Source organism: Bordetella bronchialis (genome assembly GCF_001676705.1).
Classification (GTDB): Bacteria; Pseudomonadota; Gammaproteobacteria; order Burkholderiales; family Burkholderiaceae_B; genus Bordetella_C; species Bordetella_C bronchialis.
Window position 1 is genome coordinate 2093027 of sequence record NZ_CP016170.1, and the last position, 25005, is coordinate 2118031.

The following is a 25005-nucleotide window of genomic DNA, read 5'->3' on the forward strand; positions in this document are numbered from 1 at the left end:
AGGCTGAACGCCGCCCGAATCTGGTCTCCAGCCGATCTGTCCTCAAGCGTATAGTCATCGCCAATTGAGGCGCAGTGCATGACGATGGTTCGGGTGTACTCCAGCAGCTCAGGCGTCATTTCGGCGTCTGCGGGCAGCACCCTACAAGCTATCGCGATCGTCCGCAGGTCTTCCAAACCTAAGGGGCGGGACGCATATCCGTTTGGGATCATGGCTATTCCTCGGGGTTCGCGACGGCGGTCTTCACGACCGGCTCGGCCACCAGCTTATCAGCGGGGTAGGGCTGCAGGAAGTCGCGGATGTCACCGGCACCGGTCACCCAGTCGTCATAGGCGCCGTCGGGCAGGATCACGACCATGCGCTTTTCGTCCTTCGCCTTGTGGTAGTCGATGAATAGCGGATGTTGGTCGGCGTTGATGGTGAGCATAGTGAAGCTCTCAATCCATTCGCCTTCCGGACTGCGCCATTTGTCCCACAGACCCGCGATGCCAAGCGGCGCACCGTCGGCTCGGAAGAATCGCGTCGGAGTCGGATTCTTGGCCAGGCCCGCGTCCACCGCGCGCCAGTCCGGCTCGAACACCGCATGCGCCGGAATGAGACATCTCTGGCCACGGCGCCAGGCATTGCCGAAGGTGAAGGACTTACCGGCCGTCTCGGACCGGGCGTTGAAGGTGGACAGCTTCTGAGCGTCTTTGGCCTTCTCCGGGCGGGTCATGGCCGATATCAGGCCCCAGCGCCCGATGACAGCCTCCCGCTCCGGTACAGCCTCATCGCCAGATTCCCATTCCGGCGGCCGGCGCACGAAGACGCCTGGGTACCGCGGCCACATGTCGGACTTGGGAATGGGGATGCCGCGCGCGCGAAAGTAGCGCTCCAGCTGCTCGGCTTTTTTCAGGGCGGTGTAATGTGAGCACATTCGATCTTCCCCGTCACTGCTTAACGGAAAAACAGTGTTCCCTTCGTGCTCACGTGGCGGTTTCGGGCGTCGCCCTTCTAACAACGCGACCTAGACTGCGGCACGTTGTAGTCGGAATCTCTGCACCGGGGTCAGTACTGAACGCTCTAAATCTTCCAAGTGCGACATATAGAACTTGAGGCAAAACTGCTCCGTGGCAGCATCCAAATCGGAGTGTGATATTGCCTTGAACGATGAGCGCCTCAACTGTTCGCCGTCGAACTCGCCGACAAAGAAGCGGCGTGCCGTCATCCCATTGCAGCCCAGCGTATCGACCAAAACGCGTCCAACAAATCCGCTCTTCTTCAGTTCTTTCTCGACCTTCGGCAAAAAGACCTCTGGCCGCTCGCTTGTCAGCGAGAAGCTTATAAGCGGAAAGGCCGCAGACGGACCTTTCTGAATGGAATAGCCTTTACGGGCCATCAGTGAGCTGTGCCGGATATCTTTGCGTAAGATGTCTCTATTGTGCGCAGTACGTGATACACGATTGAGACGGCGTCTGCCTTGTCGGACACCACACGCGTCATTTCAGGAATGAACCCATCGGCGTGGAAAAGGCCATTGCGATGTTGAGCGTGGATTTCATAGGCTTTCTCGAGCGCTTCCACCGTATGCGGGCAGTTGAGCTTCTGCGCATAGGATGCCAACAGAGCCCCCTGTGCTGTGAAGTACGCTCCAAGGCCCTGCTTAGGCGATACCGAAAAGCCCTTGTCTACCAAGAGTTGCTTCATATAGAACTCCAGGCCACGTAAAGCTGGAAACGCCACAACGGAATAGTCGGGAAGTTCCACCGCGATCTTCGTCAGGGCAATAGACGGCGCAAGAATCGCGCGGCCGGTTTCCCCGAGGTAGTTAGCAGCGGTCGGAAGGTGCTCCTGAAGCTCGTCGAAAAGACCGTCTACCGTTGCATTGACGGGTACCACCTCAAGCTGAGCCTCGAGAACTTCGCGCTTATCCTCGTGCAGTTCGCACAACGTTGCGGCTACCATAGCATAGACCGCCATGTGGCGTCCCTGCATTAGGAACTTGCCAGTGTCATAGCGGTGCAAAACGACCTGATCCCGCTGTGGACCGACGACCTTGAACCGCTGACCGTATTGCAACGGTTCCTCGGTGATCTTGCAGCCGTTGTCCGTCAGGTACTGTAACAAAAACCCCCAGTTTTCCGACGGAATATTGCCCAGCGCAAATGGCCGGTTCTCCGCCGGCGCTCGCTGTGTCCGCTCTGCCACAAAAGCAGCCAATCGTTCGGAGAGATCAACGTTCTGCCCGACCTTCGACATGAGCGTCGTGCTCCCATCTTTTTTCTTATAGACGTGGAGCAGTGCAGTCTTGTGGCCGTCGACGTTGAGGACCCATTCATCGAAGGCCTTCTTTTCGTTGGGGCCAGTTGCCGTTCCCCCAACGCTAACGGCAAATTCCCTGATGGCAGCGGGAATCGCAGACTGATCTAGGTTCAAAGATTTCGCGGACATAGGGTAGGCGCGTGCGCGCGCTGAACCGCCGCGCGTAATATATTTTTACGATCGCGGATCATACACCAATGAAGCGCCTTGCGGTCCTGGCGGCGCTTCGCCTGTGGCATTTCCGCCGCTGCCACAGCGAGGTCTAGCAATAAATGACAGACGTTTAGAAGCTGGTGGGTTGTCTAAAACCGCCTCGTGACCATTGAGGATTCAATGGCTTACGACTGGCAGGAGTTGTCTTTGTATTGGACAAGACGACCAAAAGATTCTGGAATTTCAAAAGCTTGCGTCAGTTCTAAATCTTCTGACGGAGTACATCATAGTGGTCGCCCTGGTCGCGGTGGCGGCCATCGCCGTGTACCAACTGTTCGGCCAGGTGGTCCGTTCGCAGACCGCGGCCATGGCGCGTGAGCTGGCCGGCGAGAGTGGAGCCGAGCAATCCCGTGCGGCGCAGACGGCGGCCAATAAGGCCGCCGCGCAAGCCAAGGCCAAATCGCTCAAGTCGTTCACGGGCAATGCCGGGGCGGCGCAATGAGTCCCGCCAGCGGTGCGCGCGGACAGGCATTGCCGTTCGCATTGGGCCTTGCCGGCCTGGGTGCCCTTTGCCTGGTCCTGCTGTACAACCTGGGGCAGACCATCGCCGCCCGTGCGCGGCTGACGCACGCCGCCGATGCCGCCGCATATAGCGGGGCGCTGGTGCAGGCGCGGGCGCTGAATCTTATCGCCTATATCAACCGGGCGCAGATCGCGCACCAGGTGGCGATGGCGCATCTCGTCACGCTGGCCACTTGGACGCAACTGGGGCAGACGGAAGGCCGGCGCGCGGCGCGCGGCAATCCACCGGCCAGTGTGATTGCCATGCTGTTCGGGCCGGCGCATGGCCAGGCCTATGCCAGCGCGGCCGCGGGCTCTGTCAGCGGCATGTCGCCCATGCATTTCGCGCGCGCCTATGCCCGCCACGACAGCGTCGTGCATGGCGTGCTGGCGGCGTCCGTACGGGCGACCATCGACGGTTTGCCCGATAGCCGGCTGCGGGCCATGCATGCGGTCGTGAAAGCGAACTATCCGGAGTTTCCCGCTCCGCCGCTTCTGGATGCGCAAGCGCAAGGCACACCGCGCGATCGCCTGGCGCTCAGGGTGCATGCCGACGACTGGCCTGGATTCGTGCGGCGGTACGCGGGTAATGGGCGCGGCGCCTTGCGCGCCACGGTGCTGGCGGCGGTGGACCGTTATGGATTCCTGGGGCCGCGCAACCATGATGCACGCAACAGCTGGCCTGTCAGCTTCCGCTGCCCGACGTGGCGGCATGAGCTGCGTCGCCGGGGCGGTACCCGGCTGGGGCGCGATGGCGTATGGCGTTCCATCGATACGCAGTCATTTCACAAGCTGCGATCGAACAAATACATAGGCTGCTATTACCGCGAGTACGCGATGGGCTGGGGCAAGGCCCAGGCCACGGCATCCGGCGCAGGGCCGGGCGACGAGGGCGGCGTCGATGCGCCGGACAGCTTCGCGCAACAGGACTTTTGGCGGTGGGTACGCGAGCACACCTCGTGGGATATCGTCAACGGTGTATCCAATCCCCTTGCCCACGCCTACGCCATGCGCGATGCCACACGGTGGCGCGCGCAAGGCCTGCCCGCGTACGCGGAGGTCCCGGCGAGGCGGGCCGGGCGTGCCGCGCGTTTCGCTTTATCGCTGCGGCAGCCCGCGCCCTTGTTGCCAACCACGGGAGGCCGCGGGACCGTGACCGCCCCGACAGGGCGTTATGCCTATGCCGGGCTGGCGCGCGACGACGATATGGCCGTGGAGAGCGCGGCGGAAACCTATTTTGCCCGGCCACACGCGCGCGTCGATGGGGCAGCGGAACTGGCCACCTTGTTCCGTCCGTATTGGCAAGCCAGGCTGGCGCGGCCCGGCGCGCCGAAGGGAGCGGCCGATGAACGTTGACCGGCAGCGTGGCCAGGCCGCGGTCGAGGCCCTGGCGGGCATGGCCTTGCTGGGCCTGTTGGCAACGGCGGCGATCACGATCGGGCGTTTCCAGTGGCAGGGCCTGCAGGCCGCCCATGCCGCCCGAAGCCAAGCCTTCCGGCATGCGCTGGGCGAGCGTGCGGCCGGCCATGGCGAGGTCGCGATAGCGCACCCTGCGGCGCCCGCCGGGCATTCCGGCCCGGTTCGGCTGCGCGTCACGCGCGCGGCACATGCCGCCGACTTTCCGGGGCCGGGTGGGCCGGCAGTCGCGGCCTTGCGGCACGACTTCGGCCTGGCGGATCGCGGCATGGTGCACGCCCGGGCGTCGATACGGGGGCTGCCGCACCCGCAGCATGGCGATGGCCTCGTCCTGCATCGGCACACGGCGATTCTGGCGGATGCCGGGCATGCCGACGGCGACGCGGCCACGCAGCGGCGTATCGCGGCCGCGCGGGCGGCGTGGGCCGGCGCGGCGCGCGCCAGCCATGCCTCGGCACGACAGGCGGCAGCATACTGGCAAGGCCTGGATCAGGGCTGGAAGCGCCCTCGGCCGAACCTGGACTGGCTGTCGCCATGGTCCGATCTGGTCCCCGCCGACAGGCTACGGTCCTCCGGGCGTGGGGCGGGGCGGCGCCGATGATTTCGCTGCATGTACCTCCTTTCCTGCGGTCTTCGGTGGCGGGTCTGCTCGCTTGCGCCTGGCAACTGCCCTGCATCGGTGCCGGCACGATGGATGCACCGGCTGCCGATGTCGCGCTGCCGCTGGTGGTGCCCCCAGCCCTGCCCGAGGGGGGCGGCTACATCGCATTGGGCGATGCCTTGCGCGTGCAGGGGCAGAGCGTGCACGCGTGGGCGCTCGATGCGCCCGGGGCGCCGGCGGATGTCGCGATGTGGCTGACGCAACGGCAGCCGGCGCTGCGCGACTTGTGGGTCATGCCGGACGCCATCCTGCTGGCCGGTGTGGCGAATGGCGTGCATTGGACGGCACGTCTCGCCGACGCCGGCGCGGGCCGAACATGGGGCACCCTGTCGGTGCTCGCGCTGGAGCGCGATCCCGCGCCGCCACCCGCGGCCTGGCGCTTGCCCGGCGGGCGCTTGCAGTTCGAACTGCGGTCACGAGAAGATCGCGCGGAGCTCATCCAGCAGATCTGGACCCACGCGACGCCGCCTGTGCTGCTGGAAACAAGGCTGGCACGCGAGCTTGCCGCGGATGGATGGCGCGAGGCCGCGCCGCGGGAAACGGATGTCGCCATGCAGGCATGGGTGCGTGGCCGCATGACGCTATCCGTGGCCATCGTGCCCTTCGAACAAGGCAGCGGGGTGACGGCCATCGTGCGCATCGGAGCCTAGACGCGTATGTCGCATCCTGCACGGCAGCGTTGGCTGATGGCGGCCGTCACGGTGGTGGCGGGCCTGCTCGCGGCGTGGGCGGCGCGTCAGCATATACAAGGACGGATCGAGCAGATCGAGGCACAAGCCAGGGTGGCCACTGTCTCGCGACTGGTCGCCGCCTACGACCTCGAGGCGGGTACGCGCCTGGACGAAGCCTACGTCGCCGTTCGCGACATCCCTCGCGAATGGGCGCCGAGCGACGCCCTGGCCCCGGAAGATTTCGCGGCCTACACCTACAGCGTACTGGCCCATCCCCTGCGTCGCGGCGATCCCATCCAGCGGGCGCACGTGGCGCCGGAAAAGGCCGCCCCACTGTCCTCGCGCGTGCCCGCCGGGCGGCGTGCCATCACGATCCCGGTGGATGACATCAACTCCTTGTCCGGCATGTTGCAGGCCGGCGATCTGCTCGATCTCTATGTTTCCTTCGAGCATGGCCGCCGCCAGATCACCGCGCCCCTGCTGCAGGGCGTGCTGGTGCTGGCCACGGGCCGGGAAGGCGAGGGCGATGAAGCCGCGGCGGGCGCCTTTTCCACCATTACGCTGGACGCGGGGCCGGAAGATGCGGTGAAGCTCGTCGCCGCCCGCCAGGCCGGACGTATCACGGCGATCCTGCGGCATCATCAGGATGCCGCCACGCATGCGGTCGCCGCGCAGGGGGATCTCGCGGCGTTGCTTGGAATCGATGCCCCCGGCGACGCGCCGCCACGGTCCGTGCCTGTCCTGTATGGCGATCGTCTTCACCTGGATGCCAACGCCGGGCTCGACGACGATGCGGCAAGGCAGGCTGCGCCAGGCCTGTTCCAGGCCGATGTTCCCAGCGAGGTTGTCAGCGCGGGACGGACCCGGTTGCGGGGATCTCGCGCCGACGCCACGGAAAGGACGGCGCCATGATCGCGATGGCTGGCCGGCGGCGGCGGGGGCGCGGTGTCCCCGGGGCGGAAGCTCGCCTGGCATGGACCTGCCTCGCTGCGCTCGCGCCCTGGATTGTCCGGGCGTCGCTTCCGGTGCTGCTTGCCTTCTGCGCGCTGTGGCCTGACGCGGCATGGTGCCGTGTCCCTACGCTGCTGGAAATGCAGGTGGGTGAAACACGCGTGCTGACGCATCGGGGCGTCAGCCGCGTCGCCGTCGGGCATGGGGAGATACTCCAGGCAGTTCCCGCCGACGCCGCGGAGGTCATCGTCTTTGCCCGTGCCGAAGGAGAGTCCTCGCTGCATGTCTGGGCTGGCGGCAAGCGTACCGCGTATACGGTGCGCGTGGCGCCCGCCCGGTCGCGCAGCATGCGGACGGAAGTCGATGCCTTGCTGGCGCGCATTCCCGGCGCGCGCGCCGAGTCCATCGGGGGCCAGATCGTCATCGAGGGCAGCGACCTGTCCGATGCCGATCACGCGCGCATTGCCGCGCTGGCGCAGCGCTACCCGCAAGTGCTGGACTTCACCGGCAAGGTGGGGTGGGACCGCATGGTGCTGCTGGATGTAAAGGTGGTCGAGCTGCCGCGCTCGCGCCTCAGCGAACTTGGCGTGCGCTGGGACGAATCCACCCAAGGCGGCCTGACGGCCGGGTGGGCGCTGGATGTGGCGGCGTCGCGGCGCCTGGCGGAGCGGCCCGGGGAGTCGCCCGTCTCTACTGCCTTGCGCGCCGCGCCGGGCGTGGGTTATGCCGGCATGAACATGCTGCTGTCGTCGCGCCTGAACCTGCTGGCCCGGTCGGGCGAGGCGGTCGTGCTCGCGCAGCCGCAACTGCTCGCGCGCAGCGGGTCCACGGCCGAGTTCCTGGCCGGAGGGGAAGTGCCGTACGCCACGGTGGACAAGGACGGCAACGCTTCCACGCTATTCAAGCCCTATGGCGTCTCGTTGCGGATCACACCGACCATCGCCGCCAGCGGCACGGTGCGGTCGCGCATCGAGGTGGAAGCCAGCGCCGTCGATGCGTCGGTCACCGGCAGCGGCGGACCCGCCTTGAAGACCCGTCGCGCCTCGACGGAGTTCAACGTGCGATCCGGCCGTACCCTGGTGATCGGCGGGTTCTTGTCGCGCGAACGCAATCGCGAATCCGGCGGCCTGCCCGGCCTGCGCGATATTCCCCTGCTCGGGGCGCTGTTCGGTTCGCGCCGCGATGAGTTCAGGGAGACGGAGCTCGCCATTTTCGTGACGCCCGTGGTGGTTTCCGAAAGCCATGCGTCCATGGTGGGCGCCGCATCGCGGGCTGGCCAGCATTTGCAGGAAGCCTTTCCCGCCGCGCCCCGCATGTTGATGTCCGCGCCCGGCGAGCCGGTGCTTGCTCCTCACGAGGCCTGGGATCCCTATCGCGGCGATGGTTCGCAATGGGCCACGCCGTACCCGCGCCACGGCGCGAACCAATATGACTTCAAGGATTGAACCGTGTTGGAAATCGAACTGCAGTTCGAGGATGGCGCGCACCGCATCGTGCGCGTGCAGCCTCCCGTCACCCTGGGCCGCGGCCATCATTGCGGGATCCGCGTGCGGCATTGGCGCGTGGGCCGCGAACACGCCAGGCTGCTGCTCTCCGGCCAGGACGTGATGATCGAGGATGCCGGCACGCTATCGGGCACGCTGGTCAATGGAAGGCGGATCGCCCGGTATGGTCCATTGACGTCCAGCGACGAGGTGCTGGTCGGGCCTTGCCTGATGAAGGTGCGGCGGGAACCCTTCCTGGCCCAGGCAGGGCCGGGATCGATGGCGCCAGCCGTATCGACATCGGAGGCCCCGGCGGCGCTACCCGGGCCCGAAGCGGCGCGTGGGTGGCAAGCGCCACGCGCGGCGGAAGCGCTGCTCGGGTCGGAAGCGCCATCGGGTTCGGGATCGCCGCCGGGTTCGGGATCGCCGCGACGGCCGGAAGCGCCATACGGATCGCCCGCGGCGGCGCCTTTCAATGCCGGGCACCTGGCGGATCGCGGTACGGCGCCGCCGCGGCGTGGCCCCCCGCCTGCCATTGCGCCAGCTTCTAACGCCGAAGCGGACGTGCGCGCCGCCGTGGCGCTCCTGCCGCACCGGGGGCGTTTGCAGGCTGCCTTGCTGGACGCCCTGGACCTGCGGCGCAGGGACGTGGCGAAGATGAGCGACAGCCTGCTGCGCAATGAGGCCGCCGAGCGGCTGCTGGACATCGTCCAGGCCGACAGCGAGATCCCGCATGGCATCGATCGTGCCGCCTTGATGCGCGACGTGCTGGACGAGGCGCTCGGTTTCGGCCCGCTTTCCCCCTTGCTGGAAGATGCGGGCATTACCGAGATCATGGTCAACCGCCACGACGAAATCTATGTGGAGCGCGATGGCACGCTGAGCCGGCATTCCGCGGCCTTCAGCAGCCCGGAGGCCGTATTGCGCGTGCTGGAACGCATCGTCGCCCCGGTGGGGCGCCGCATCGACGAAAGCTCGCCCATGGTGGATGCGCGGCTTGCCGACGGTTCGCGCGTCAATGCCGTGGTGGCGCCGGTGGCGCTGAAAGGCCCCAGCCTGACCATACGCAAGTTCCCGCAGCGCACGCTGACCATGGCCGACCTGGTGTCGCACGGCACGCTGGACGGCGCCATGGCGGAGTTTCTTGCCCGCTGTGTACGCGAACGCGTCAATATCGTCGTGTCCGGCGGCACCGGGTCGGGCAAGACCACGCTGCTGAATATCCTGTCCAACGCCATCCCGCGGGGCGAGCGCATCGTCACCATCGAAGACGCCGCCGAGCTGCGCCTGGGCCATGCGCACGTGGTGGCGCTGGAAGCGCGCCCGCCCAACATCGAGGGCCGCGGCCGCATCACCATCCGCGACCTCGTACGCAACGCCCTGCGCATGCGGCCGGACCGCATCGTCGTGGGCGAATGCCGGGGCGCCGAGGCCTTCGACATGCTGGCGGCGATGAACACCGGACACGAGGGGTCGCTCACGACGCTGCATGCGAACAGTCCCCGAGATGCCCTGGGCCGGCTCGAAACCATGATATTGATGGCCGGCCTGGAATTGCCCCTGGCCGCCGTGCGCGAGCACATCGCGTCCAGCATCCATTTGATCGTGCAGCAGGCCCGCATGGCCGACGGCCGGCGGCGGGTGACCGCCATCGTGGAGGTAACGGGCATGGAGGCCGGCCGCATCCAGACCCAGGTGCTGTTCCGCCATGAACGCGGTCCGGCAGGCGGCTGTTTCGTGGGGTGCGGCACAATGCCCGCGTTCGGCGAGTCCTGGCGGGAAGCCGGCCGCCCGCTGGATGCGGCGCTTTTTACCGGCCGCACGCCTTGCGCGCCGCCGGCCGGGCAGGGGCCGCCGGCGGCGTGCGGCCAGGCCATGCCGGGGTGGCCACGATGATATGGCTCGCCGCCGTGGCCGCGACTTGCTGTGTCATGCTCGCCTGCTGGGGCGCCTGCGGCTGGTTCGCCGGCGCCTGGGCACGTTACCGGCAGGTGTACACCGACGAGGCCGGGGCGCGGCTGGATGAGGTCTTCCTGTTCGTCGACCCGCGGCAATTGTGGGGGGCGACATTGGCCTGCTGTTGCGCTGTCGCCGCCGGCGTCTATGCCGCGGCGGGTAGCGGCGCGCTGGCCGCGCTGGCCGGCCTGGCGCCCATCCGCGTGCCGCATGCGCTGATCGCCATCCTGCGGCGCCGGCGCCAGCATCGCTTCGACACGCAGTTGCCGGACATGCTGCTCGCGCTGGGCGCCAGCCTGCGGGCAGGCGCCAGCCTGGCGGGCGCGCTACGGCAACTGGTCGACCACTGCCAGCCGCCGCTCGCACAGGAATTCGGCCTTATCCTGCGGGAGCAGCGCCTGGGGGTGTCCTTCGACCAGGCATTGCTGAACCTGCGGGTGCGCATGCCCACGGAAGCCACCGGCCTGGTCGTGTCGGCATTGCGCATCGCGACGCAGACCGGCGGCAACCTGGCCGAGGCGCTCGAGCGCATCGCCACCATGCTCGCGGACCGCCTTCGCTTGCAGGGACGCGTCCGTGCCCTTACCGCGCAGGGCCGTCTGCAGGCGTGGATCGTCGGCGCCTTGACGCCGGCCCTGGCCGGGGTGCTCACCTGGCTGGATCCGGCTTCGATGGCGCCGTTATGGCATACGCCGGCGGGATGGGCGGTCCTGGGCATCGTGGTCGCGCTAGAGGCCGCGGGAGTGATATGGATACGCCGTATCGTCAACATCGATATCTGAAGGAGGCGTCGTGGAAATCCTCGCCCTTTTGATGGCGGCGCTGTCGGTCGCAGGCGCGATCTTCGTATTGCGGCCGCTGATCCGGCCGGCGGGCGCCGGGCACCCCACCGCGGGCGGATTGCCGGCGGCGTGGCGGGTGGCGTGGCCCTGCCTGGATCGCCTGGCGCCCCTGGCGCTCCCGCTATTGTCCTGGCGCCGGCGGCGCCGCCTGGCCACCCGCCTGCTGCGCGCCGGCGTACCGGCGGCCCTGACCCCCGGCCATGTTGCCGCCGCGCAATGGACATGCGCCGCGGTCGGCGTGCTGGTCGTCCTGGCGCTGGTGCCGGCCTTGGGCGACGAAATGGACCCGCGCCTCGCCGCGGGCGCCTGTGCCGCCGGGGCCTGGGCCGCGGCCGTATTGCCCTTGATATGGCTGTCCGCCCAGGCGCGCCACCGACGCGCCCGGATGGCCCGCGAGCTGCCGTTTCTGCTGGACATGACCACGCTATGCGTGGAATCCGGCCTGAACCTGCAGGGTGCCCTGCGGCAGGCAGCGGACCAGGGGCCTCCAGGCCCGCTGCGCGACGAATTGTGCCGCGCGTTGAGCGATATGCGGGCGGGCCTGCCTCGCATGCAGGCACTGGCTGCCTGGGACAATCGGGTGGACCTGCCCGGCGTGCGTGCGCTGACGGTGGCGCTGGCGCAAGCCGACACGCTGGGGATGAGCCTGGGCCCCATCCTGCGCATGCAGGCGGAACGCCGCCGCGCCGAACGCTTCAATCACGCCGAGAAACTCGCCATGCAGGCACCGGTAAAACTGCTGTTCCCGCTGATCTGCTGCATCTTTCCCTGCACCTTCGCCGTGCTGGGCTTTCCGATCGCGGTGCAGTTCTGGCAGGTGCTGCAATGACGCCGGGGAATGTGCGGGTACGTGTGCTGGGAGTCAGGGGCTGGGCCGGCCGCCTTCGCGGCCTGCTATGGCGACGCAGGCCCAGGCCGGGCGTGGCCCTGTGGCTACGGCCGTGCCGGGCCGTCCATACCTTTGGCATGGCGTATCCCCTGGACCTGGTGTTCCTGGACGCGGCGGGCCGTGCGGCGGCCGTCGTCCGGGCATTGCCGCCGGGCCGTATGGCGCTATGCCTGCGTGCCGTGTCCGTCGTCGAGCTGGAAGCCGGCGTTATCGATCTCGAAAACGGAGGTATACGCCGGATAGAAGCTGCTGTACAACACGCCGAACGCCGCGATGCTGATGGGCACCTGCACCGTGTTGACGAGTGTTTGCGAGACATCCAGCGAGATCAGCATGCTGGCGCAGAAGTCGATGCCCAGGAACACGGCGGCCCAGGTCAAGCCGTACACCAGGAAAGCCCACTTGTTGCGCCAGCACGCGACGCCGGAGAAGAACAAGGCCTGCGGCAGCTTCACGTTGTGCCAGGCCACCAGCACGGGGGCATGCCAGAACAGGGCGCCGATGATCAGGTAAAGCGCGCCGAACACCAGCAGCGACGTATGCAGTGCTTCGAAGAACGGAACCAGGTCGTTGGTGACCGATGCCGCGCGGATGCCTTCCGCCAGCTCGTCGTAGAAAGGCACGAAGGCCAGCAGGCCCGCCAGCATGCACAGCCCGGCGTAGAGCCCGCCCAGCATAAGCAGTTTCTTCAGGACGCCGGGCTTTTGCAGCGGCTTGAGCCACATCGACGGCAGCATGGTGCGGTCGGCCTCGATGTGCTTGCACGCCGACAGCGTCATCAGGGTGACGCAGGGCATCAGCGCGGTGCAGAAGAGGGGGCCGATGGGCATGGTGAACATCGCGAACAACAGCAACAGGCTGATGACCAACGACCACGTGAACAGCGCCAGGGGCTGGCGCATGAACAGTCGGAACCCGTCTCGCGCCCATTGCCAGCCGGCCGTTGCAGGTAGGGATGCTGCTTGCATGTTCGTCTGTTCGCTATGCTGCCAAGTATGAAACCATGCTTGAATTATGGGGCCAGGGCGCTTCAGGGCAAGGCTGGCGGCGTATCGCGGTGGCGTGCGAGCAACACTCGTTCGAAATGCCGGGGATCGTGCGGTTTCAAGGTCTGCGCCGGACGGGGCAGGTAGAAATCGTACAGCCGGGACAACCAGAACCGCAGCGCCGCGGCCCGCAGCATGGCCGGCCAAGCCTGCCGTTCCTCGGGCGTGAAGGGGCGCTCCTGGGCATACGCATGCAGCCACCGCTGGGCCAGTTCCGGGACGATCTGGCCCGTTTCGCGCACGATGCACCAATCGTTGATGCTGACCGCGACGTCGAACAGCCAGGTATCGCAGCCGGCGAAATAAAAGTCGATGAAACCGCCCATCCGGGGCGCTTCGAAGGTGCCGGCGAACAGCACATTGTCGCGGAACAGGTCGCAATGCGCGGGCCCGCTGGGCAAGGCCTGCCACACCGGGGTGGCGGCGGCCCGGACCTGCTCGTCCAGGCTGGTACCGAGCAGTTCCTGCTGAGCGGCATCCAGGAAAGAGCGGACCTTGGGCGCCGTCTCGCGCCACCAGGCCAGGCCCCGCAGGTTGGGCTGGCGCAGGGGAAGGTCGTGCGCCGCGATGTGGGCCCGGGCCAGCGTGCGCCCGGTCAATTCGCAGTGCAGGGGGCCCGGCGCCGGCTCGTAGCCGCCCGGCAGCCGGGTGACGATGGCGCAGGGCTTGCCATGCATGTCGACCAGCCGGGCGCCGTCGCGCCGCGTCTGCGGCTGGGGTACCGGCACCCCGCGTTCGGCCAGATGGTGCATCAGCTCGATGTAGAACGGCAGCTGTTCCCGGGTCAATACCTCGAAGACCGTCAGGACGTACTCCCCGCCGGTCGTCGACAGGAAGTAGTTGGTGTTCTCGATCCCGGCCGTGATGCCGCGCAGGGAAACCAGTTCGCCAAGGTCGAACTGCTCGAGCAGGCTGCGGGCGTCGTCGTCAGTGACGGTTGTGAATACGGCCATGGAAGCTACGGCAAAGGTTATCGGGCGTCGGGCTGCCGCGCGCCACGCAGCGGCGGCGCAATTTTAGACTACCCGGAGACCCCGCCCGCCGCAGCGGCTAAAATGGCAAGCTTCCCGTGCCAAGTCTATCTTCCGTGCTTTCCTCCGATTGGCGGCTGTGCGTCGCCCCCATGATCGATGTCACCGATCGCCATTGCCGGTATTTCCATCGGTTGCTGGCTCCCCGCGCACGCCTGTATACGGAGATGATTACCACCGGGGCGCTTCTGCACGGCGATGTCGCGCGGCACCTGGACTTCGACACGGCCGAGCACCCGGTCGCCTTGCAGCTGGGCGGCAGCGAGCCCGACGCGCTGGCCCAAGCGGCCCGCCTGGGCCAGCGCTGGGGCTACGACGAAATCAACTTGAATTGCGGCTGTCCCTCCGAGCGCGTGCAGCGGGGGGCATTCGGGGCCTGCCTGATGGCCGAGCCGGACCTGGTCGCGGATTGCGTCAAGGCCATGCGGGATGCGGTCGATGTGCCCGTCACGGTCAAGCACCGGCTGGGGCTGGACTATGACGAGTCATATGCCTTCGTGCGGGACTTCGTGGGCAAGCTGTACGACGCGGGCTGCCGGGTGTTCATCGTCCATGCGCGCAATGCGGTACTAAAGGGCCTGTCGCCCAAGGACAACCGCGAGATCCCGCCCTTGCGCTACGACGCCGCCGCCATGCTGAAACGCGATTTCCCGGATTGCGTGGTGGTGCTCAATGGCGGGCTGGCGGATGCCGACAGCGCGGCGGGCGCCGCGGATACCTTTGACGGTGTGATGCTGGGCCGTGCCGCCTGGCACACGCCACGCGTACTCTCGGAATTGTCGATGCGCTTCTGGCCCGGAAGCCGCCTGCCCGGCGATGCCCAGGTGGTAGACGCCATGACGCGCTATGCCGGGCAAGCGGTGGCGCGCGGCGTGCCCTTGCGCGTGGTGGTGCGACCCTTGCTGGGATTGGTGAATGGCCAGGCCGGCGCGCGCCGCTGGCGCCGCATGCTGTCCGACGCGGCCGCCTTGAAGTCCGACGATCCCGCGCTGATCTACGAAGCCTGGCGCAGCGTGCATCACCCCAGCGCCCGCCACGCCGAAACCGCGGAACTCGGCTGATCGCCCTGGCGAGCCGCGGCCTTGCGCGGCGCCGGCCGTGCCCGGCTACATTTCCTTGGAAGACGCGCCTTCTTCGTCCATCGGCCAATCGCGGATATAGGCCTTGAGCATATTGTTCTCGAAGCGCTGCGCGTTGACGATGGCCTGCGCCATATCGTAGAAGGAAATCACGCCCATCAGCATATTGCCGTCCATGACGGGGATATAGCGTGCGTGTTTTTCCAGCATCAGGCGCTGGACTTCTTCGGCGCTGGTGTTGGGCGTGACGCTGACCGGCGCGTCGTCCATGATGGCGCGGATGGTCGTATTGCCCAGCGTGCCGCCATTGCGGTTCAGGTGCTGGATGATTTCACGAAAGGTGAGCATGCCGGCCAACATGCCGGACTCCATGATCACCAGCGAACCGATGTCCTGCAGGCTCATGGTTTCCACGGCCTTGGAGACCGGCGTATCGGGCGTGGCCGTATAGAGCGTGTCGCCCTTGACCCGGAGAATTTCGCTGACTTTCAACATGATGGTCCTCCATGGGCTCGCGCCCAATCTTATTTTTTGACGGCCTCGATCTTCAGGATGTCCGCCGAGCCACTGCTATTTTGCGCTTCCTGCATAAGATCTTCCAGCGTCGGCGTGCCCTCGGCCGACAGGATGGCGCGGGCGACGCGCAGGATTTCCGGCGCTTGGCGCAGCCGCTTCTGGCCGCGCTCGAGCAAAAAACGGTCGAAAAGCGGCGCCAGTGCCACGCGGCGCGGATCGCAGGCCAATACCCACCGCTGTTCCTGGGTGCGGACCACCATGCCGAGATCCGCCAGCGCTTCCAGCACGGCGTTCAGTTCGTCATGATGTAGATGCAAATCGACGGCCAACTGGGTGGCGCTGCGGCCCGGCGGGTTGCTGCCCATATACCGGTACAGGGTGCGCAGGACATCCACCGCGTCGATGAAGGCGGCGCCGGGTTCGCGATTGATGTCCCAGCGTCCCACGCGGATCATTGGCAGGCTGGCCGCGACCGTGGCGCCGAACAGCACCGCCAGCCAGGACAGATAGATCCACAACAGGAAAATCGGCAGCGTGGCGAAGGTGCCGTAGATGACGGTATAGGTGGGAAAGCGCGTCAGGTAATAGGCGAACGCGGATTTCATGAGCTCCAGCACGATGGCCGTGCCGAAGCCCCCGGCCAGCGCGTCGGTCCAGTAGACGCGGCGGTTCGGCACCACCACGAACAGCGCCGCGAAGCCCAGGCCGGTCAGGAGCAGGGGCAGGAAGGACACCGCCAGCCCCACGATGTCGGGCACGTCGCGCACCAGTCCCAGCGATTCGCGCGCCACGAAGGAGGTGCCCCAAAGGCTGGCGCCGGCGACCACGGGGCCCAGTGTCAGCACGGCCCAATACATCAATGCCCGTTGCGACAGCGGCCGCTGTCGCGTGACGTGCCAGATATCGTTGAAGGTTTTGTCGATCGTCATGATCAGCAGGATCGACGTGACCAGCAGCAGCCCGCCCCCGATCGCGGTCAGGCGGCTGGCCTGGCGGGCGAACTGGTTCAGGTAGTTCATGATGTTGTCAGACACCGCGGGCGGCATCAGGCTGTGCGTCAGGAAGTCTTCCAGCGCAACGCGGAATTCCTGGAAGACCGGGAAGGCGGTAAACAAGGAGAGCACCACGGCCAGCATGGGCACGATGGCCAGCACCGTGGTGAAAGTCAGGCTGGATGCGACCTGGAGGAGTTGTTCCTCGCCCGCGCGCTGCGAGGCGAAGCGCAAAACCTTTGCCACCCGGCTGACCCATGAGGCGCGCAGGTGCGGGGATTCGGGCGCTGCCTCCGCGGCGGCCGTATCGACGGGCGGTTTCATGCGGCGATAATAGCAGTATGAACGTTGAACTCAACCGTAACCTCCGGCTGGCCTGCGTGCTCGCTTTGCTGGCGCTGACGCTGCTGTGCGTGCTCTGGGAAACCGTTCTGGCGCCGGTGCGGCCGGGCGGGTCCTGGCTGTTGCTGAAGGCGCTGCCGCTGGCCATCCCGCTGCGAGGTATCGTACGCGGCAATCTCTATACCTATCAGTGGGCGTCCATGCTGATCCTGCTGTATGTCATGGAAGGAGCGGTACGCGTCGTGTCCGATACGGCGCCCGTGTCGGCGATGCTGGCCGGCGCGGAACTTGCGCTGTCCCTCGTGTTTTTCGCTTGCGCCATCCTGTATGTGCGTCCCGCCAAGCGGGCGGCACGGCGCGCCAGGTCTACCGCCGCCTGAACCGCCCCGCCGCCGCGCACGCGGCAAGACCCTCAACCCGCCAGGGGTACTATTCATGTCAGCTGTTTCCGGATCGTCCCAGCGGGCCCCGCTGGCCTCGACGCTGGCCGAACTGCCGGTGATCAACTCATTCGCCGGCCTGCCTCCCGCCTTCTATACCCGGCTGGCCCCGCAGGGCCTGAACGAACCCCGGCTCGTCCACGCCAACGAGGACGCCGCGGCCCTGATCGGGCTGGCGCCGGAAGCGCTGCACACGCGCGAATTCCTGGAGGTCTTTTCCGGGCGTGCGCCTTTGCCGGGCGGCGATACCCTGGCGGCGGTCTACAGCGGCCACCAGTTCGGCATCTGGGCCGGGCAGCTTGGCGATGGCCGCGCCCATCTGCTGGGCGAGGTCGACGGCCCCTACGGCACCTGGGAATTGCAGCTGAAGGGGGCGGGCATGACGCCCTATTCCCGCATGGGCGATGGCCGCGCGGTCTTGCGTTCTTCGGTTCGCGAATACCTGGCCAGCGAGGCCATGCACGGCCTGCGCATACCGACCACCCGCGCCCTGGCGCTGGTGGCATCCGACGACCGCGTCATGCGCGAGACCGTGGAAACGGCGGCCATCGTTACCCGGATGTCGCCCAGCTTCGTCCGGTTCGGCTCCTTCGAGCACTGGGCCGCGCGCCGCCAGCCCGAAATGGTGCAGACCCTGGCCGACTACATCATCGACCGCTTCTATCCCGAGTGCCGCCAAGCAGCAGCGGGCGAGGCGACCGGTGCCAACGCGCCGCTGGTGCGCCTGCTGGACGCCGTCACCGTGCGCACGGCCAGGCTGATGGCGCAATGGCAGTGCGTCGGTTTCAATCACGGGGTCATGAATACCGACAATATGTCCATCCTGGGACTGACGCTGGACTATGGCCCTTATGGCTTCATGGATGCCTTCCGCCTGGACCATGTGTGCAACCATTCGGACACGGAAGGGCGCTACGCCTGGAATCGCCAACCATCGGTGGCGCTGTGGAACCTGTATCGCCTGGCCGGCAGCTTCAATAGCGTCGTGCAGGATGCCGATGCCCTGAAGGCCGTGCTGGATCGCTACGAGGCCATCTTCACCCAGGCCTTCCACGACGGCATGGCCGCCAAACTCGGCTTGCAGGCCTGGCGTCCGGAAGACGAAGGCCTGCTCGACGACCTGTTGAAGCTCATGCACGAGCAGCGCGCCGATTTCACCTTGAGTTTCCGGCGGCTGGCCCAGGCCGTCCGCGGGCAGCCGCAGCCTTTCCTGGACCTGTTCATCGATCGCGATGCCGCCCGGGGCTGGTGGGAGAAATTGCAGGCGCGCCACGCCAGCGAGCCCCGCGACGCGGACGCGCGCGCCGCATCCATGGACCGCGTCAATCCGCTCTACGTCCTGCGCAACCACCTGGCGGAACTGGCGATCCGTGCGGCCGGCCAGGGGGACGCCACGGTCATCGACGAATTGCTGCGGGTCCTGCGCGATCCCTATACCGAACGACCGGAATATGCCCAGTACGCGGCGCTGCCGCCGGACTGGGCCAGCGACCTGGAAGTCAGCTGCTCGTCCTGAAGCCGAAGGCGGATGCTCATCCATAAGCCGGCATAATGCCCATCCTTGGCCGGGATGCCGGTTGCTCATCCGGGAACGCGGCATCCGCGCGACGGATTCCCCATACAGGCGCCTCCGGGCCGCAAGCAATGTATCGATTGTTGCAATGTATGGAAATTTGGTGCATCCTCGCCGGCTGGGAAGATGGCAAATATAAGAGAGGAACGCTTATATTTGCGGTATTTTGGCGCCGCTTTCGCATTGTTACCAATGTTAGAATCGCGGCGCTGCCTAGGCAGCATCCTGCCTAACCACAGCGGTCAGGTCCGCCGGGCGTCCGGTGCGGGCCGATTTCCGGGGATATATCGTGCAAACGCAAGCAGCAGACGGTGTGTTGTGTATCGGTCTGTTAGAGGATGATGCGGACTTTCGAGAGGAATTGAAGCTGGGCCTGGGCGGATATGGCTTCCGCGTCAACTTCGCTTGTGCCAGCGCCGCGGATTTCTATCGGCATATGGAAAGCCAGCCCTGCGATGTCGTCATCCTGGACGCCAACGTGCAGGGCAGCGAGGACGGCTTTTCCGTGGCGACCCGGCTCCGGGCACTGCACCCCGTGGGCATCGTCATGCTGACCGGGCGTGGCGCGCTCGAAGACCGTGTGCGCGGCCTGGAAGGCGGCGCGGACATCTACATGACCAAGCCGGTCGACCTGCTGGAACTGAGTTCCGTGATCCGCAGCCTGGCGCGGCGCATGCGCCTGTCGCGCAATCCCGCGCCGCAGGCCACCGGGGAACGCGGCCCGCAGGCCTGGAGCCTGCAGGATGGCGGCTGGATCCTGGTTTCGCCCGACGGCAGCAGCCTGCACCTGAGCGCGCAGGAACGGCTGTTCCTGAATGCGTTGATCGACGCCAGCGGCAATGTCGTCAGCCGCCAGGCGCTGTCCGAGCTGTTCAGTCCCGCCAATCCCAGCGAGTTCGAGCTGCGCCGCATCGACGTGCTGGTCAGCCGCCTGCGCGCCAAGGCGCAGTCCAGCGGCATGAAGCTGCCGGTGCTGTCGGTACGCGGCCAGGGCTACGTGTTCGCCGCCTGATCCGTTGGCCCAGGCCGCGCGGCGCCTTGCCGTTTCAGCGGACCTTGCCGACCGGCAGCGCGATGGTGAATCGCGCGCCCTTGCCGGGTTCGCTGTCCACCGTCAGTGTGCCGCCCTGCCGCTCGCAGATCTTGCGGACCAGGAAAAGTCCCAATCCCAATCCCTTGGTCTCGCGGTGCGCCGCCCGGCGGAAATGCGGGTCGAAAATGCGCGCCTGGTCTTCCTTCTCGATACCCGGACCGCGGTCGACCACCGCGATCCATGCCGTTCTTTCGCCTGGCGTCGTCAATGTGCCCACCTGGATGACAATGGGCTGATCGGCCGGGGAGTACTTGGCCGCGTTGTGTATCAGGTTGCGCAGCACCACGCCGGTGAGCGGGCCGTCGCACCAGGCCGTGGCCGGCGCCGGTGCTTCCAGTTGCAGGCGGTGCGCGACTTCATTGCGGATCGACGCCACGACATCGGCCGACAGGCGAGCCAGGTCCACGGCTTCGTGGCGTGGGGCCACTGCCTCGTCATAGGCGCTTTCCGGCACCAGCAGTTGGTCCATCAATTCGCCGATCCGGGCAACCGCGCGTCCGATACGTTGCAGGCGGCTGTCGATTTCCTCGCCGCTGCCCTCCAGGACCATTTCAAGGGACTGCACCGCGGCACTGATGGTGGCCACGGGCGAGCGCATTTCGTGCGACAGCAGCGCGTTCATCTGCCGCTGCCGTTCCAGCACTTCGTTCAGCATGGTCAGGCGGGCTTCGATTTCGCGCTGTCCGGCGGCCAGGGCCGCCGGCGCGGGACTGGTGTCCGCACGTTGCGCGGCAGGCCTGCCGTGGCGGGAATCGCCCAGCGAGCGCGAGCGCGGAGGCATCGCCGCCACGACGGCCAGGACCAGGGTGGCGACGGCGCCCGCGCCCGTGGACAGCAGCGCGGCACCCTGCACCAGCCGAAGGAGGTCCAGCCGCGTCCATGCCGCCACCGCGTCGCCCGCCAGGGCGAGTCCGAACGACGCCAGCGCGGCCAGCCAGGCCAGTAGCTGGAATAGCGCCGCCCATCCCGACGCCTGCCGCCGGCGCAGCGCGCCGCCCGCCATCCAGAGCATCGCGCTGGCGCCCAGCCCCAGGCAGCCAGCGGATACCGCGGCTTGCCCGGAGGCCGGTACCCACGATGCCAGAAGGCCCCACAGCAGCGCGACGCGGCCCGCTTGGGACAGCAGCAACACCAGGGAGGCAAAAGGATAAAAACCGGTGCGGCGCCTGAGCAGGGCCAGCAGGACCACGATAAAGATGGCGGCGGCCAAGGCGGCCACGCTGGCCCGGGAAGCGTTCAATAGCACGCCAGCGGCGGCGGAATACCAGAGGTCAGGGTTCATGCAGGCAATGGTTGGGCCGGTACACCACGCGAGCGCGGCGGGGGAGCATGCGGGCACCCCGGCGATACATTGCGCGGAAGTATAGCGGCACGCACGTTGAAAGGCGCCGCGCGGCCTGGGTGCGATGCCGCGCACGGCGCGCGCCGCCGCGCCGGTGCGCGGCCGGAGATCCGCGCTTCAGGCGGCGACCGCTTCGGCGGAATAGCCGACGGTCGCGATGCCTGTCCGGTCCAGGAAAGCGGCGGTGTCCGTGTCGGTGGGCCCATCCGCGTAGACCGCCACGCCCAGGCCCTCGGCGGTCTCGCGCACGGCGGCCGCAAGGTGTCGCGCGCCAGGACTGCGGCCCATGGCGCCGACGAAGGAGGCACCGAGCTTGACGTAGGCAATGGGCAATTGGTGCAGCCGCGTCATGGCGCTGAAGTCATCGGCCAGGCAGCGCACCCCTATCCGCGCGCCGGCGTCGCAGACTACCTCGCACAGGCCGCGGACATTGGCGAAGTGCTCCACCAGGCCGCGTGCCTCGACTTCGAATACCAGCCGGCCGGCTTGGGCGGGCCGGTCGCGCAGCATCTGGCCCAGGCGCGGCAGGAAGCTGCCTTGCGCCAGGGAGGGCAGTGTGACCGCGATGGCCAGCGTGTCGCCGTGCGACACCAGCCAGTCCAGGGCCAGCCGCACGGCCTGGATGTCGCACTCGGAGGACATCCCCAGCCGGATCGCGGCCGGCATGAAGACCTCGGCCGCGATGGGCGCCTGGGCATCGGCGTCGTGCAGCATCAGCGTGGCTTCCGTACGCAGCGGCATGCCGTCCGCCGTCTGCAGGGCCCGCGCGGCAAGCGAAAAGCGGTGCTGCTCCAGGGCCATGACCAGGGTGTCGCGCCATTGCAGTTCGCCGGCCGCTTCCGCCGGGCCGGGGGCCTGGGCGTGCACCGGTTCGTCGGTGTCGGCGCTTTCGGCCCGCATCAGCGCGTGATCGAGCAGGGCAAGCAGTTCGCTGGCGTTGCCCGCGCGGGAATAGGGCGCCATCGCCAGGGCCCAGCGGCACCATCGGTTCTCGCCCAGGGATACGCGCAGCGCGCGCAGCTCCTGGCGCAACTGTCCGGCCAGCGTCTCGGCCTGCGCCGCCGAGGCGCCGTGCAGCAGCAGGGCGAAGTCCGAGCCGTTCAGGCGGGCGACCAGAAAGGGCGGCACATGCCGGCGTCCCAGTTTCTGGTCCAGCCTCAGGCCCACCGAGCGCAGCCATTGATCGGTGAAATCGCGCGGCATATGGCGGTTGATGGCCGCCAGGTCGCGCTGGCGGAACATCAGGACGTGGCCGCCCCCGGCATCGGGATCGCGCGCGCCGTTGGTCAGCGCCCGTCGCAGCTCGTTGAAGAAATACTTCCGATTGGGCAGCCGGGTGACGGGATCCAGGTTCAATTCCAGCTGCAGGGATTCGATACGCGCGTGTGCTTCCTCGGCCGTCATGCGCAGGCGAGCGCGGGTCTCCGCCAGGGCGTCCGCGACCTCGGCCACCTCGCGCCATGCCGGCAGCGCGGCGGGATCGGGGTCGCCCCCGGCCAGGGCGCGCACCTGCGCGCTGATGCCTTGCAACAGCCGCTTCTGCAGCCAGCGCACCAGGCCCCCCGCGTAAATCAGCCAGCAGCCGCCGGCCAGCGCCACCAGCAAGGCCAGCGCGATGGAGTGGTGCCATAGCGCGCGCAGGGCCTCCGTATCGTCGGCGACGACCGTCACCGTGCCTTGCCGGCCGTCCGCGGCCTGGAACGGCCGCACGGCCGCCGCCGGAGCCACCGAAATCAGCGAGGTGAACCACGCGGGCGCGGCGTCTTGCGCATCGTCCTTGCGTTCTTCGAACGCCACGCTTCCCTGTACCTGGATCCGGCGATAGGCGCCGGTGGAGAAGATATCGTGCACTACGGCTTGCCACGTCCGGGGGTCGGGCGCGGGATCGCGCGCATAGACGGTGGCCAGCGTCGCCGCGGCGGTCTCTCCGCGGGTGCGCAATTCCTGGCCGAGGTAGCGGCGTGCCGTGTCGATGTTCAGCGTCTGCGAGACGATCAGGAGCACGGCCGTGACGACGGCGACGCTGGCTAGCAGTTGGCGCAATAAGGACATGGGCGGAGCCGGCTTATTGGTTGTCTGGGGCCGGATGCCGCCGGCCGCCGTACCGCGTTATCGGGAAAATGCGCGCATAGTGTATGGCGTTTTCGCCGCGGCCCCTATCCTGGGCCCAGGGGCGCGGTCGCGGACCGCCGCCGTGCCGGGTCCGCCGCGCGTGCGGCGCGGCCCTATTGCGCGATTTCCTCGCGCTCGCGCCCGTAGACCTCGACGCGGTTGCGGCTGCCGCTCTTGGCGCGATAGAGCGCCATATCGGCCCGCATCAGCAGCGTATCGAGCGATACGCCCGGTTCGTGCATCGCCAGCCCCAGGGAAATCGTCATGCTGAGCGGGCCGCCTTCCAGCAGGCCGATTTTCATGCCCGCGACGGCCTGGCGCAGGCGTTCCGCCGCCACCAGCGCCGCCGGCAGGTCGGTATGGGGCATCAGCACCGCGAATTCCTCTCCGCCGAACCGGCCGATGATGTCGCTATCGCGCAGCGTGTTCGTAATGGTGTCGGTCACGCGGCGGATGGCCTGGTCGCCCACGTGGTGTCCGTAGCGGTCGTTGATCGACTTGAAATGGTCGATGTCGATCAGCAGCGCCGCCAGCGGATGGGGATACCGGCGGCATTGCAGGATCTGGGCCTCCGCCGTTTCCATGAAGGCGCGGCGGTTCTTCAGGCCCGTCAGGGGGTCGGTGTTGGCCAGCCATACCAGCTGGCGCGTGCGATGCGCCACGGCCGACTCCAGGCGGGCATTGGCCTGTGCCATGCGCTGGTTGAAGTGGCGCGCGTGGCGATTGAGGACCAGCAGCCACACCGCCAGAATGCCGCTGCACGCGAGCAGGCCGATGAAGGCCCATTGCAGCCGCCGGAAGCCGTCTGCCACGGCGCTGATGTGCTGGCTGGTGTCGCCGCGCTGGGCCTGGTGGACGGCGCCGCCCAGGCGGTCGACCAGCATGCGGGCTTCGTCCGCATGGTCGGCAAGGTCGCGGGCGGCCGATCGTATGCGTTCAGGGTCGCCGGTTTCCGCCGCCTCGCGCCAGGTCCGCAGGCGGTCGTCCAGCATCTGGACGTCGACGCGGGCAGTCGGCAGCGAGCGGACCAGGGCGACCCCCGGCGCGCTTTCCGCGGTGCCGGGATTGACGAAGGTGGATAAGGCCATCAGGCCCTGCACGAAATTCCGGGGGTCGGCGCCGTTCACGGTTTTCTGGGCATCGGCGATCAGGCGGTTCATTTGAGAAACCAGCCGGTAGCTATACAGGCCGATGTCGGCGCCGCCGGGCTGGGAGACCGCCCGGGATTGGCTGAACAGCGTCGCGCCCGTGACCAGCGCGAGCACGGCCATGGCCACCAGCAGCGTGACCAGCGCGGCCGCGAGGCCGCGCCGGCGCGGGGGCGGCGCGGCGTGCCAGGTCTCGTCCTGCGGGAGGTCGGACTCTTTGGCGGTCGCGGGTGGCGGGGGCGTCATGTTGGCGTCGTCGATGCGAGGCGCTCAGCCCCGCGCGCCCCGGCTGTCCACGTGGCGGAGCACCCGGCAGCGGCCTTCGGTCATGGCGTAGCCGTGTGCGGTAACGGGCTGCGCGGGCAAACGATCGTACATGCGGTCTCTCTCCTGCCTGGATGGTGAG

The 25005-nt window shown here is 67.5% G+C and carries 23 protein-coding genes and 1 pseudogene; 14 read left to right on the plus strand and 10 right to left on the minus strand.

Features of this window, described 5'->3' with window-relative positions:
* Positions 1–214: 214 nt before the first annotated feature.
* The 3 genes from BAU06_RS09420 to BAU06_RS09430 all read right to left on the minus strand — a co-directional run bounded on the left by BAU06_RS09420 (position 215) and on the right by BAU06_RS09430 (position 2430).
* Complete coding sequence (locus tag BAU06_RS09420; protein ID WP_066347639.1) at positions 215–916, minus strand: SOS response-associated peptidase; 702 nt, start codon at positions 914–916, stop codon at positions 215–217.
* A 90-nt stretch (positions 917–1006) separates the two neighbouring features.
* A complete protein-coding gene (locus BAU06_RS09425; RefSeq protein WP_066347642.1) occupies positions 1007–1378 on the minus strand; it encodes a type II toxin-antitoxin system RnlB family antitoxin in 372 nt (123 codons plus the stop codon).
* Entirely contained in the window at positions 1378–2430 is a 1053-nt protein-coding gene (locus BAU06_RS09430) for an RNase LS family HEPN domain-containing protein (protein WP_066347645.1), read from the minus strand. Before BAU06_RS09430 ends, BAU06_RS09425 begins: the two co-directional genes overlap by 1 nt.
* Positions 2431–2689: 259 nt before the next feature.
* Between BAU06_RS09430 and BAU06_RS09435 the strand changes: the two genes are divergently transcribed.
* The 10 genes and pseudogenes from BAU06_RS09435 to BAU06_RS27325 all read left to right on the plus strand — a co-directional run.
* Entirely contained in the window at positions 2690–2956 is a 267-nt protein-coding gene (locus BAU06_RS09435) for a hypothetical protein (RefSeq protein ID WP_066358564.1), read from the plus strand.
* Positions 2953–4371 (plus strand): hypothetical protein, encoded by a 1419-nt coding sequence (locus BAU06_RS09440; protein ID WP_066347650.1) that lies wholly within the window; start codon positions 2953–2955, stop codon positions 4369–4371. The genes BAU06_RS09435 and BAU06_RS09440 overlap by 4 nt, the downstream gene beginning before the upstream one ends.
* Entirely contained in the window at positions 4361–5032 is a 672-nt protein-coding gene (locus tag BAU06_RS09445) for a hypothetical protein (RefSeq protein ID WP_066347655.1), read from the plus strand. The genes BAU06_RS09440 and BAU06_RS09445 overlap by 11 nt, the downstream gene beginning before the upstream one ends.
* Complete coding sequence (locus tag BAU06_RS09450) at positions 5029–5742, plus strand: hypothetical protein (protein ID WP_066347657.1); 714 nt, start codon at positions 5029–5031, stop codon at positions 5740–5742. The genes BAU06_RS09445 and BAU06_RS09450 overlap by 4 nt, the downstream gene beginning before the upstream one ends.
* Positions 5743–5748: 6 nt before the next feature.
* Positions 5749–6675 (plus strand): Flp pilus assembly protein CpaB, encoded by a 927-nt coding sequence (cpaB, locus tag BAU06_RS09455; RefSeq protein ID WP_066347658.1) that lies wholly within the window; start codon positions 5749–5751, stop codon positions 6673–6675.
* Positions 6676–6854: 179 nt separating this feature from the next.
* Positions 6855–8159, plus strand: coding sequence for a type II and III secretion system protein family protein (locus tag BAU06_RS09460; RefSeq protein WP_066347659.1), 1305 nt, complete (start codon positions 6855–6857; stop codon positions 8157–8159).
* A 3-nt stretch (positions 8160–8162) separates the two neighbouring features.
* Positions 8163–10094: an ATPase, T2SS/T4P/T4SS family gene (locus BAU06_RS09465; RefSeq protein WP_066347661.1), complete on the plus strand. Its 1932-nt coding sequence runs from the start codon at positions 8163–8165 to the stop codon at positions 10092–10094.
* The gene (locus tag BAU06_RS09470) at positions 10091–10936 is read left to right on the plus strand and encodes a type II secretion system F family protein (protein WP_066358573.1); all 846 of its coding nucleotides are present in this window, start codon (positions 10091–10093) and stop codon (positions 10934–10936) included. Before BAU06_RS09465 ends, BAU06_RS09470 begins: the two co-directional genes overlap by 4 nt.
* Positions 10937–10946: 10 nt before the next feature.
* Positions 10947–11825, plus strand: coding sequence for a type II secretion system F family protein (locus tag BAU06_RS09475; protein ID WP_231934030.1), 879 nt, complete (start codon positions 10947–10949; stop codon positions 11823–11825).
* A pseudogene (locus tag BAU06_RS27325) lies at positions 11822–12040 on the plus strand (hypothetical protein); the annotation flags it as partial. The gene BAU06_RS09475 and the pseudogene BAU06_RS27325, both read left to right, overlap by 4 nt.
* Before the next feature lie 9 nt (positions 12041–12049).
* On the opposite strand, the gene BAU06_RS27025 reads toward BAU06_RS27325, so the two are convergent.
* Positions 12050–12853 (minus strand): BPSS1780 family membrane protein, encoded by an 804-nt coding sequence (locus BAU06_RS27025; RefSeq protein ID WP_066347671.1) that lies wholly within the window; start codon positions 12851–12853, stop codon positions 12050–12052.
* A gap of 62 nt (positions 12854–12915) precedes the next feature.
* Positions 12916–13884 (minus strand): homoserine kinase, encoded by a 969-nt coding sequence (locus BAU06_RS09485; protein ID WP_066347674.1) that lies wholly within the window; start codon positions 13882–13884, stop codon positions 12916–12918.
* Between the two features lie 170 nt (positions 13885–14054).
* On the opposite strand from BAU06_RS09485, the gene dusA reads away from it, so the two are divergent.
* Positions 14055–15023 (plus strand): tRNA dihydrouridine(20/20a) synthase DusA, encoded by a 969-nt coding sequence (dusA, locus tag BAU06_RS09490; RefSeq protein WP_066347677.1) that lies wholly within the window; start codon positions 14055–14057, stop codon positions 15021–15023.
* A 45-nt stretch (positions 15024–15068) separates the two neighbouring features.
* Here dusA and BAU06_RS09495 read toward each other — a convergent pair whose 3' ends face one another.
* Positions 15069–15536, minus strand: coding sequence for a CBS domain-containing protein (locus tag BAU06_RS09495; protein ID WP_066347686.1), 468 nt, complete (start codon positions 15534–15536; stop codon positions 15069–15071).
* A gap of 29 nt (positions 15537–15565) precedes the next feature.
* Positions 15566–16873, minus strand: a complete 1308-nt coding sequence (locus tag BAU06_RS09500; protein WP_066347690.1) for a YihY family inner membrane protein — start codon at positions 16871–16873, stop codon at positions 15566–15568.
* Between the two features lie 17 nt (positions 16874–16890).
* Between BAU06_RS09500 and BAU06_RS09505 the strand changes: the two genes are divergently transcribed.
* From BAU06_RS09505 to BAU06_RS09515, 3 genes are all read left to right on the plus strand, one after another.
* Entirely contained in the window at positions 16891–17271 is a 381-nt protein-coding gene (locus BAU06_RS09505; protein WP_066347693.1) for a DUF2069 domain-containing protein, read from the plus strand.
* 55 nt (positions 17272–17326) lie between these two features.
* Positions 17327–18847, plus strand: a complete 1521-nt coding sequence (locus BAU06_RS09510) for a protein adenylyltransferase SelO (protein ID WP_066347696.1) — start codon at positions 17327–17329, stop codon at positions 18845–18847.
* 346 nt (positions 18848–19193) lie between these two features.
* Positions 19194–19916 carry a response regulator transcription factor gene (locus BAU06_RS09515; RefSeq protein ID WP_066358588.1) on the plus strand — a complete coding sequence of 241 codons (723 nt, stop codon included), beginning with the start codon at positions 19194–19196 and terminating at the stop codon, positions 19914–19916.
* 34 nt (positions 19917–19950) lie between these two features.
* Here BAU06_RS09515 and BAU06_RS09520 read toward each other — a convergent pair whose 3' ends face one another.
* The 3 genes from BAU06_RS09520 to BAU06_RS26055 form a co-directional block, all read right to left on the minus strand.
* A complete protein-coding gene (locus BAU06_RS09520) occupies positions 19951–21279 on the minus strand; it encodes a sensor histidine kinase (RefSeq protein ID WP_156770195.1) in 1329 nt (442 codons plus the stop codon).
* A gap of 177 nt (positions 21280–21456) precedes the next feature.
* Positions 21457–23391 (minus strand): EAL domain-containing protein, encoded by a 1935-nt coding sequence (locus tag BAU06_RS09525; protein ID WP_066347701.1) that lies wholly within the window; start codon positions 23389–23391, stop codon positions 21457–21459.
* 173 nt (positions 23392–23564) lie between these two features.
* Positions 23565–24845, minus strand: coding sequence for a GGDEF domain-containing protein (locus tag BAU06_RS26055; protein ID WP_082988095.1), 1281 nt, complete (start codon positions 24843–24845; stop codon positions 23565–23567).
* Positions 24846–25005: the final 160 nt, after the last annotated feature.

Coding starts and splice junctions, on each gene's coding strand:
- BAU06_RS26055 (WP_082988095.1), bottom strand. CDS start 24,845: ATGACGCCCCCGCCACCCGCGACCGCCAAAGAGTCCGACCTCCCGCAG.
- BAU06_RS09485 (WP_066347674.1), bottom strand. CDS start 13,884: ATGGCCGTATTCACAACCGTCACTGACGACGACGCCCGCAGCCTGCTC.
- BAU06_RS09520 (WP_156770195.1), bottom strand. CDS start 21,279: ATGAACCCTGACCTCTGGTATTCCGCCGCCGCTGGCGTGCTATTGAAC.
- BAU06_RS09525 (WP_066347701.1), bottom strand. CDS start 23,391: ATGTCCTTATTGCGCCAACTGCTAGCCAGCGTCGCCGTCGTCACGGCC.
- BAU06_RS09470 (WP_066358573.1), top strand. CDS start 10,091: ATGATATGGCTCGCCGCCGTGGCCGCGACTTGCTGTGTCATGCTCGCC.
- BAU06_RS27025 (WP_066347671.1), bottom strand. CDS start 12,853: ATGCAAGCAGCATCCCTACCTGCAACGGCCGGCTGGCAATGGGCGCGA.
- dusA (WP_066347677.1), top strand. CDS start 14,055: ATGATCGATGTCACCGATCGCCATTGCCGGTATTTCCATCGGTTGCTG.
- BAU06_RS09425 (WP_066347642.1), bottom strand. CDS start 1,378: ATGGCCCGTAAAGGCTATTCCATTCAGAAAGGTCCGTCTGCGGCCTTT.
- BAU06_RS09460 (WP_066347659.1), top strand. CDS start 6,855: ATGCAGGTGGGTGAAACACGCGTGCTGACGCATCGGGGCGTCAGCCGC.
- BAU06_RS09500 (WP_066347690.1), bottom strand. CDS start 16,873: ATGAAACCGCCCGTCGATACGGCCGCCGCGGAGGCAGCGCCCGAATCC.
- BAU06_RS09440 (WP_066347650.1), top strand. CDS start 2,953: ATGAGTCCCGCCAGCGGTGCGCGCGGACAGGCATTGCCGTTCGCATTG.
- BAU06_RS09430 (WP_066347645.1), bottom strand. CDS start 2,430: ATGTCCGCGAAATCTTTGAACCTAGATCAGTCTGCGATTCCCGCTGCC.
- BAU06_RS09510 (WP_066347696.1), top strand. CDS start 17,327: ATGTCAGCTGTTTCCGGATCGTCCCAGCGGGCCCCGCTGGCCTCGACG.
- BAU06_RS09495 (WP_066347686.1), bottom strand. CDS start 15,536: ATGTTGAAAGTCAGCGAAATTCTCCGGGTCAAGGGCGACACGCTCTAT.
- BAU06_RS09450 (WP_066347657.1), top strand. CDS start 5,029: ATGATTTCGCTGCATGTACCTCCTTTCCTGCGGTCTTCGGTGGCGGGT.
- BAU06_RS09445 (WP_066347655.1), top strand. CDS start 4,361: ATGAACGTTGACCGGCAGCGTGGCCAGGCCGCGGTCGAGGCCCTGGCG.
- cpaB (WP_066347658.1), top strand. CDS start 5,749: ATGTCGCATCCTGCACGGCAGCGTTGGCTGATGGCGGCCGTCACGGTG.
- BAU06_RS09420 (WP_066347639.1), bottom strand. CDS start 916: ATGTGCTCACATTACACCGCCCTGAAAAAAGCCGAGCAGCTGGAGCGC.
- BAU06_RS09505 (WP_066347693.1), top strand. CDS start 16,891: ATGAACGTTGAACTCAACCGTAACCTCCGGCTGGCCTGCGTGCTCGCT.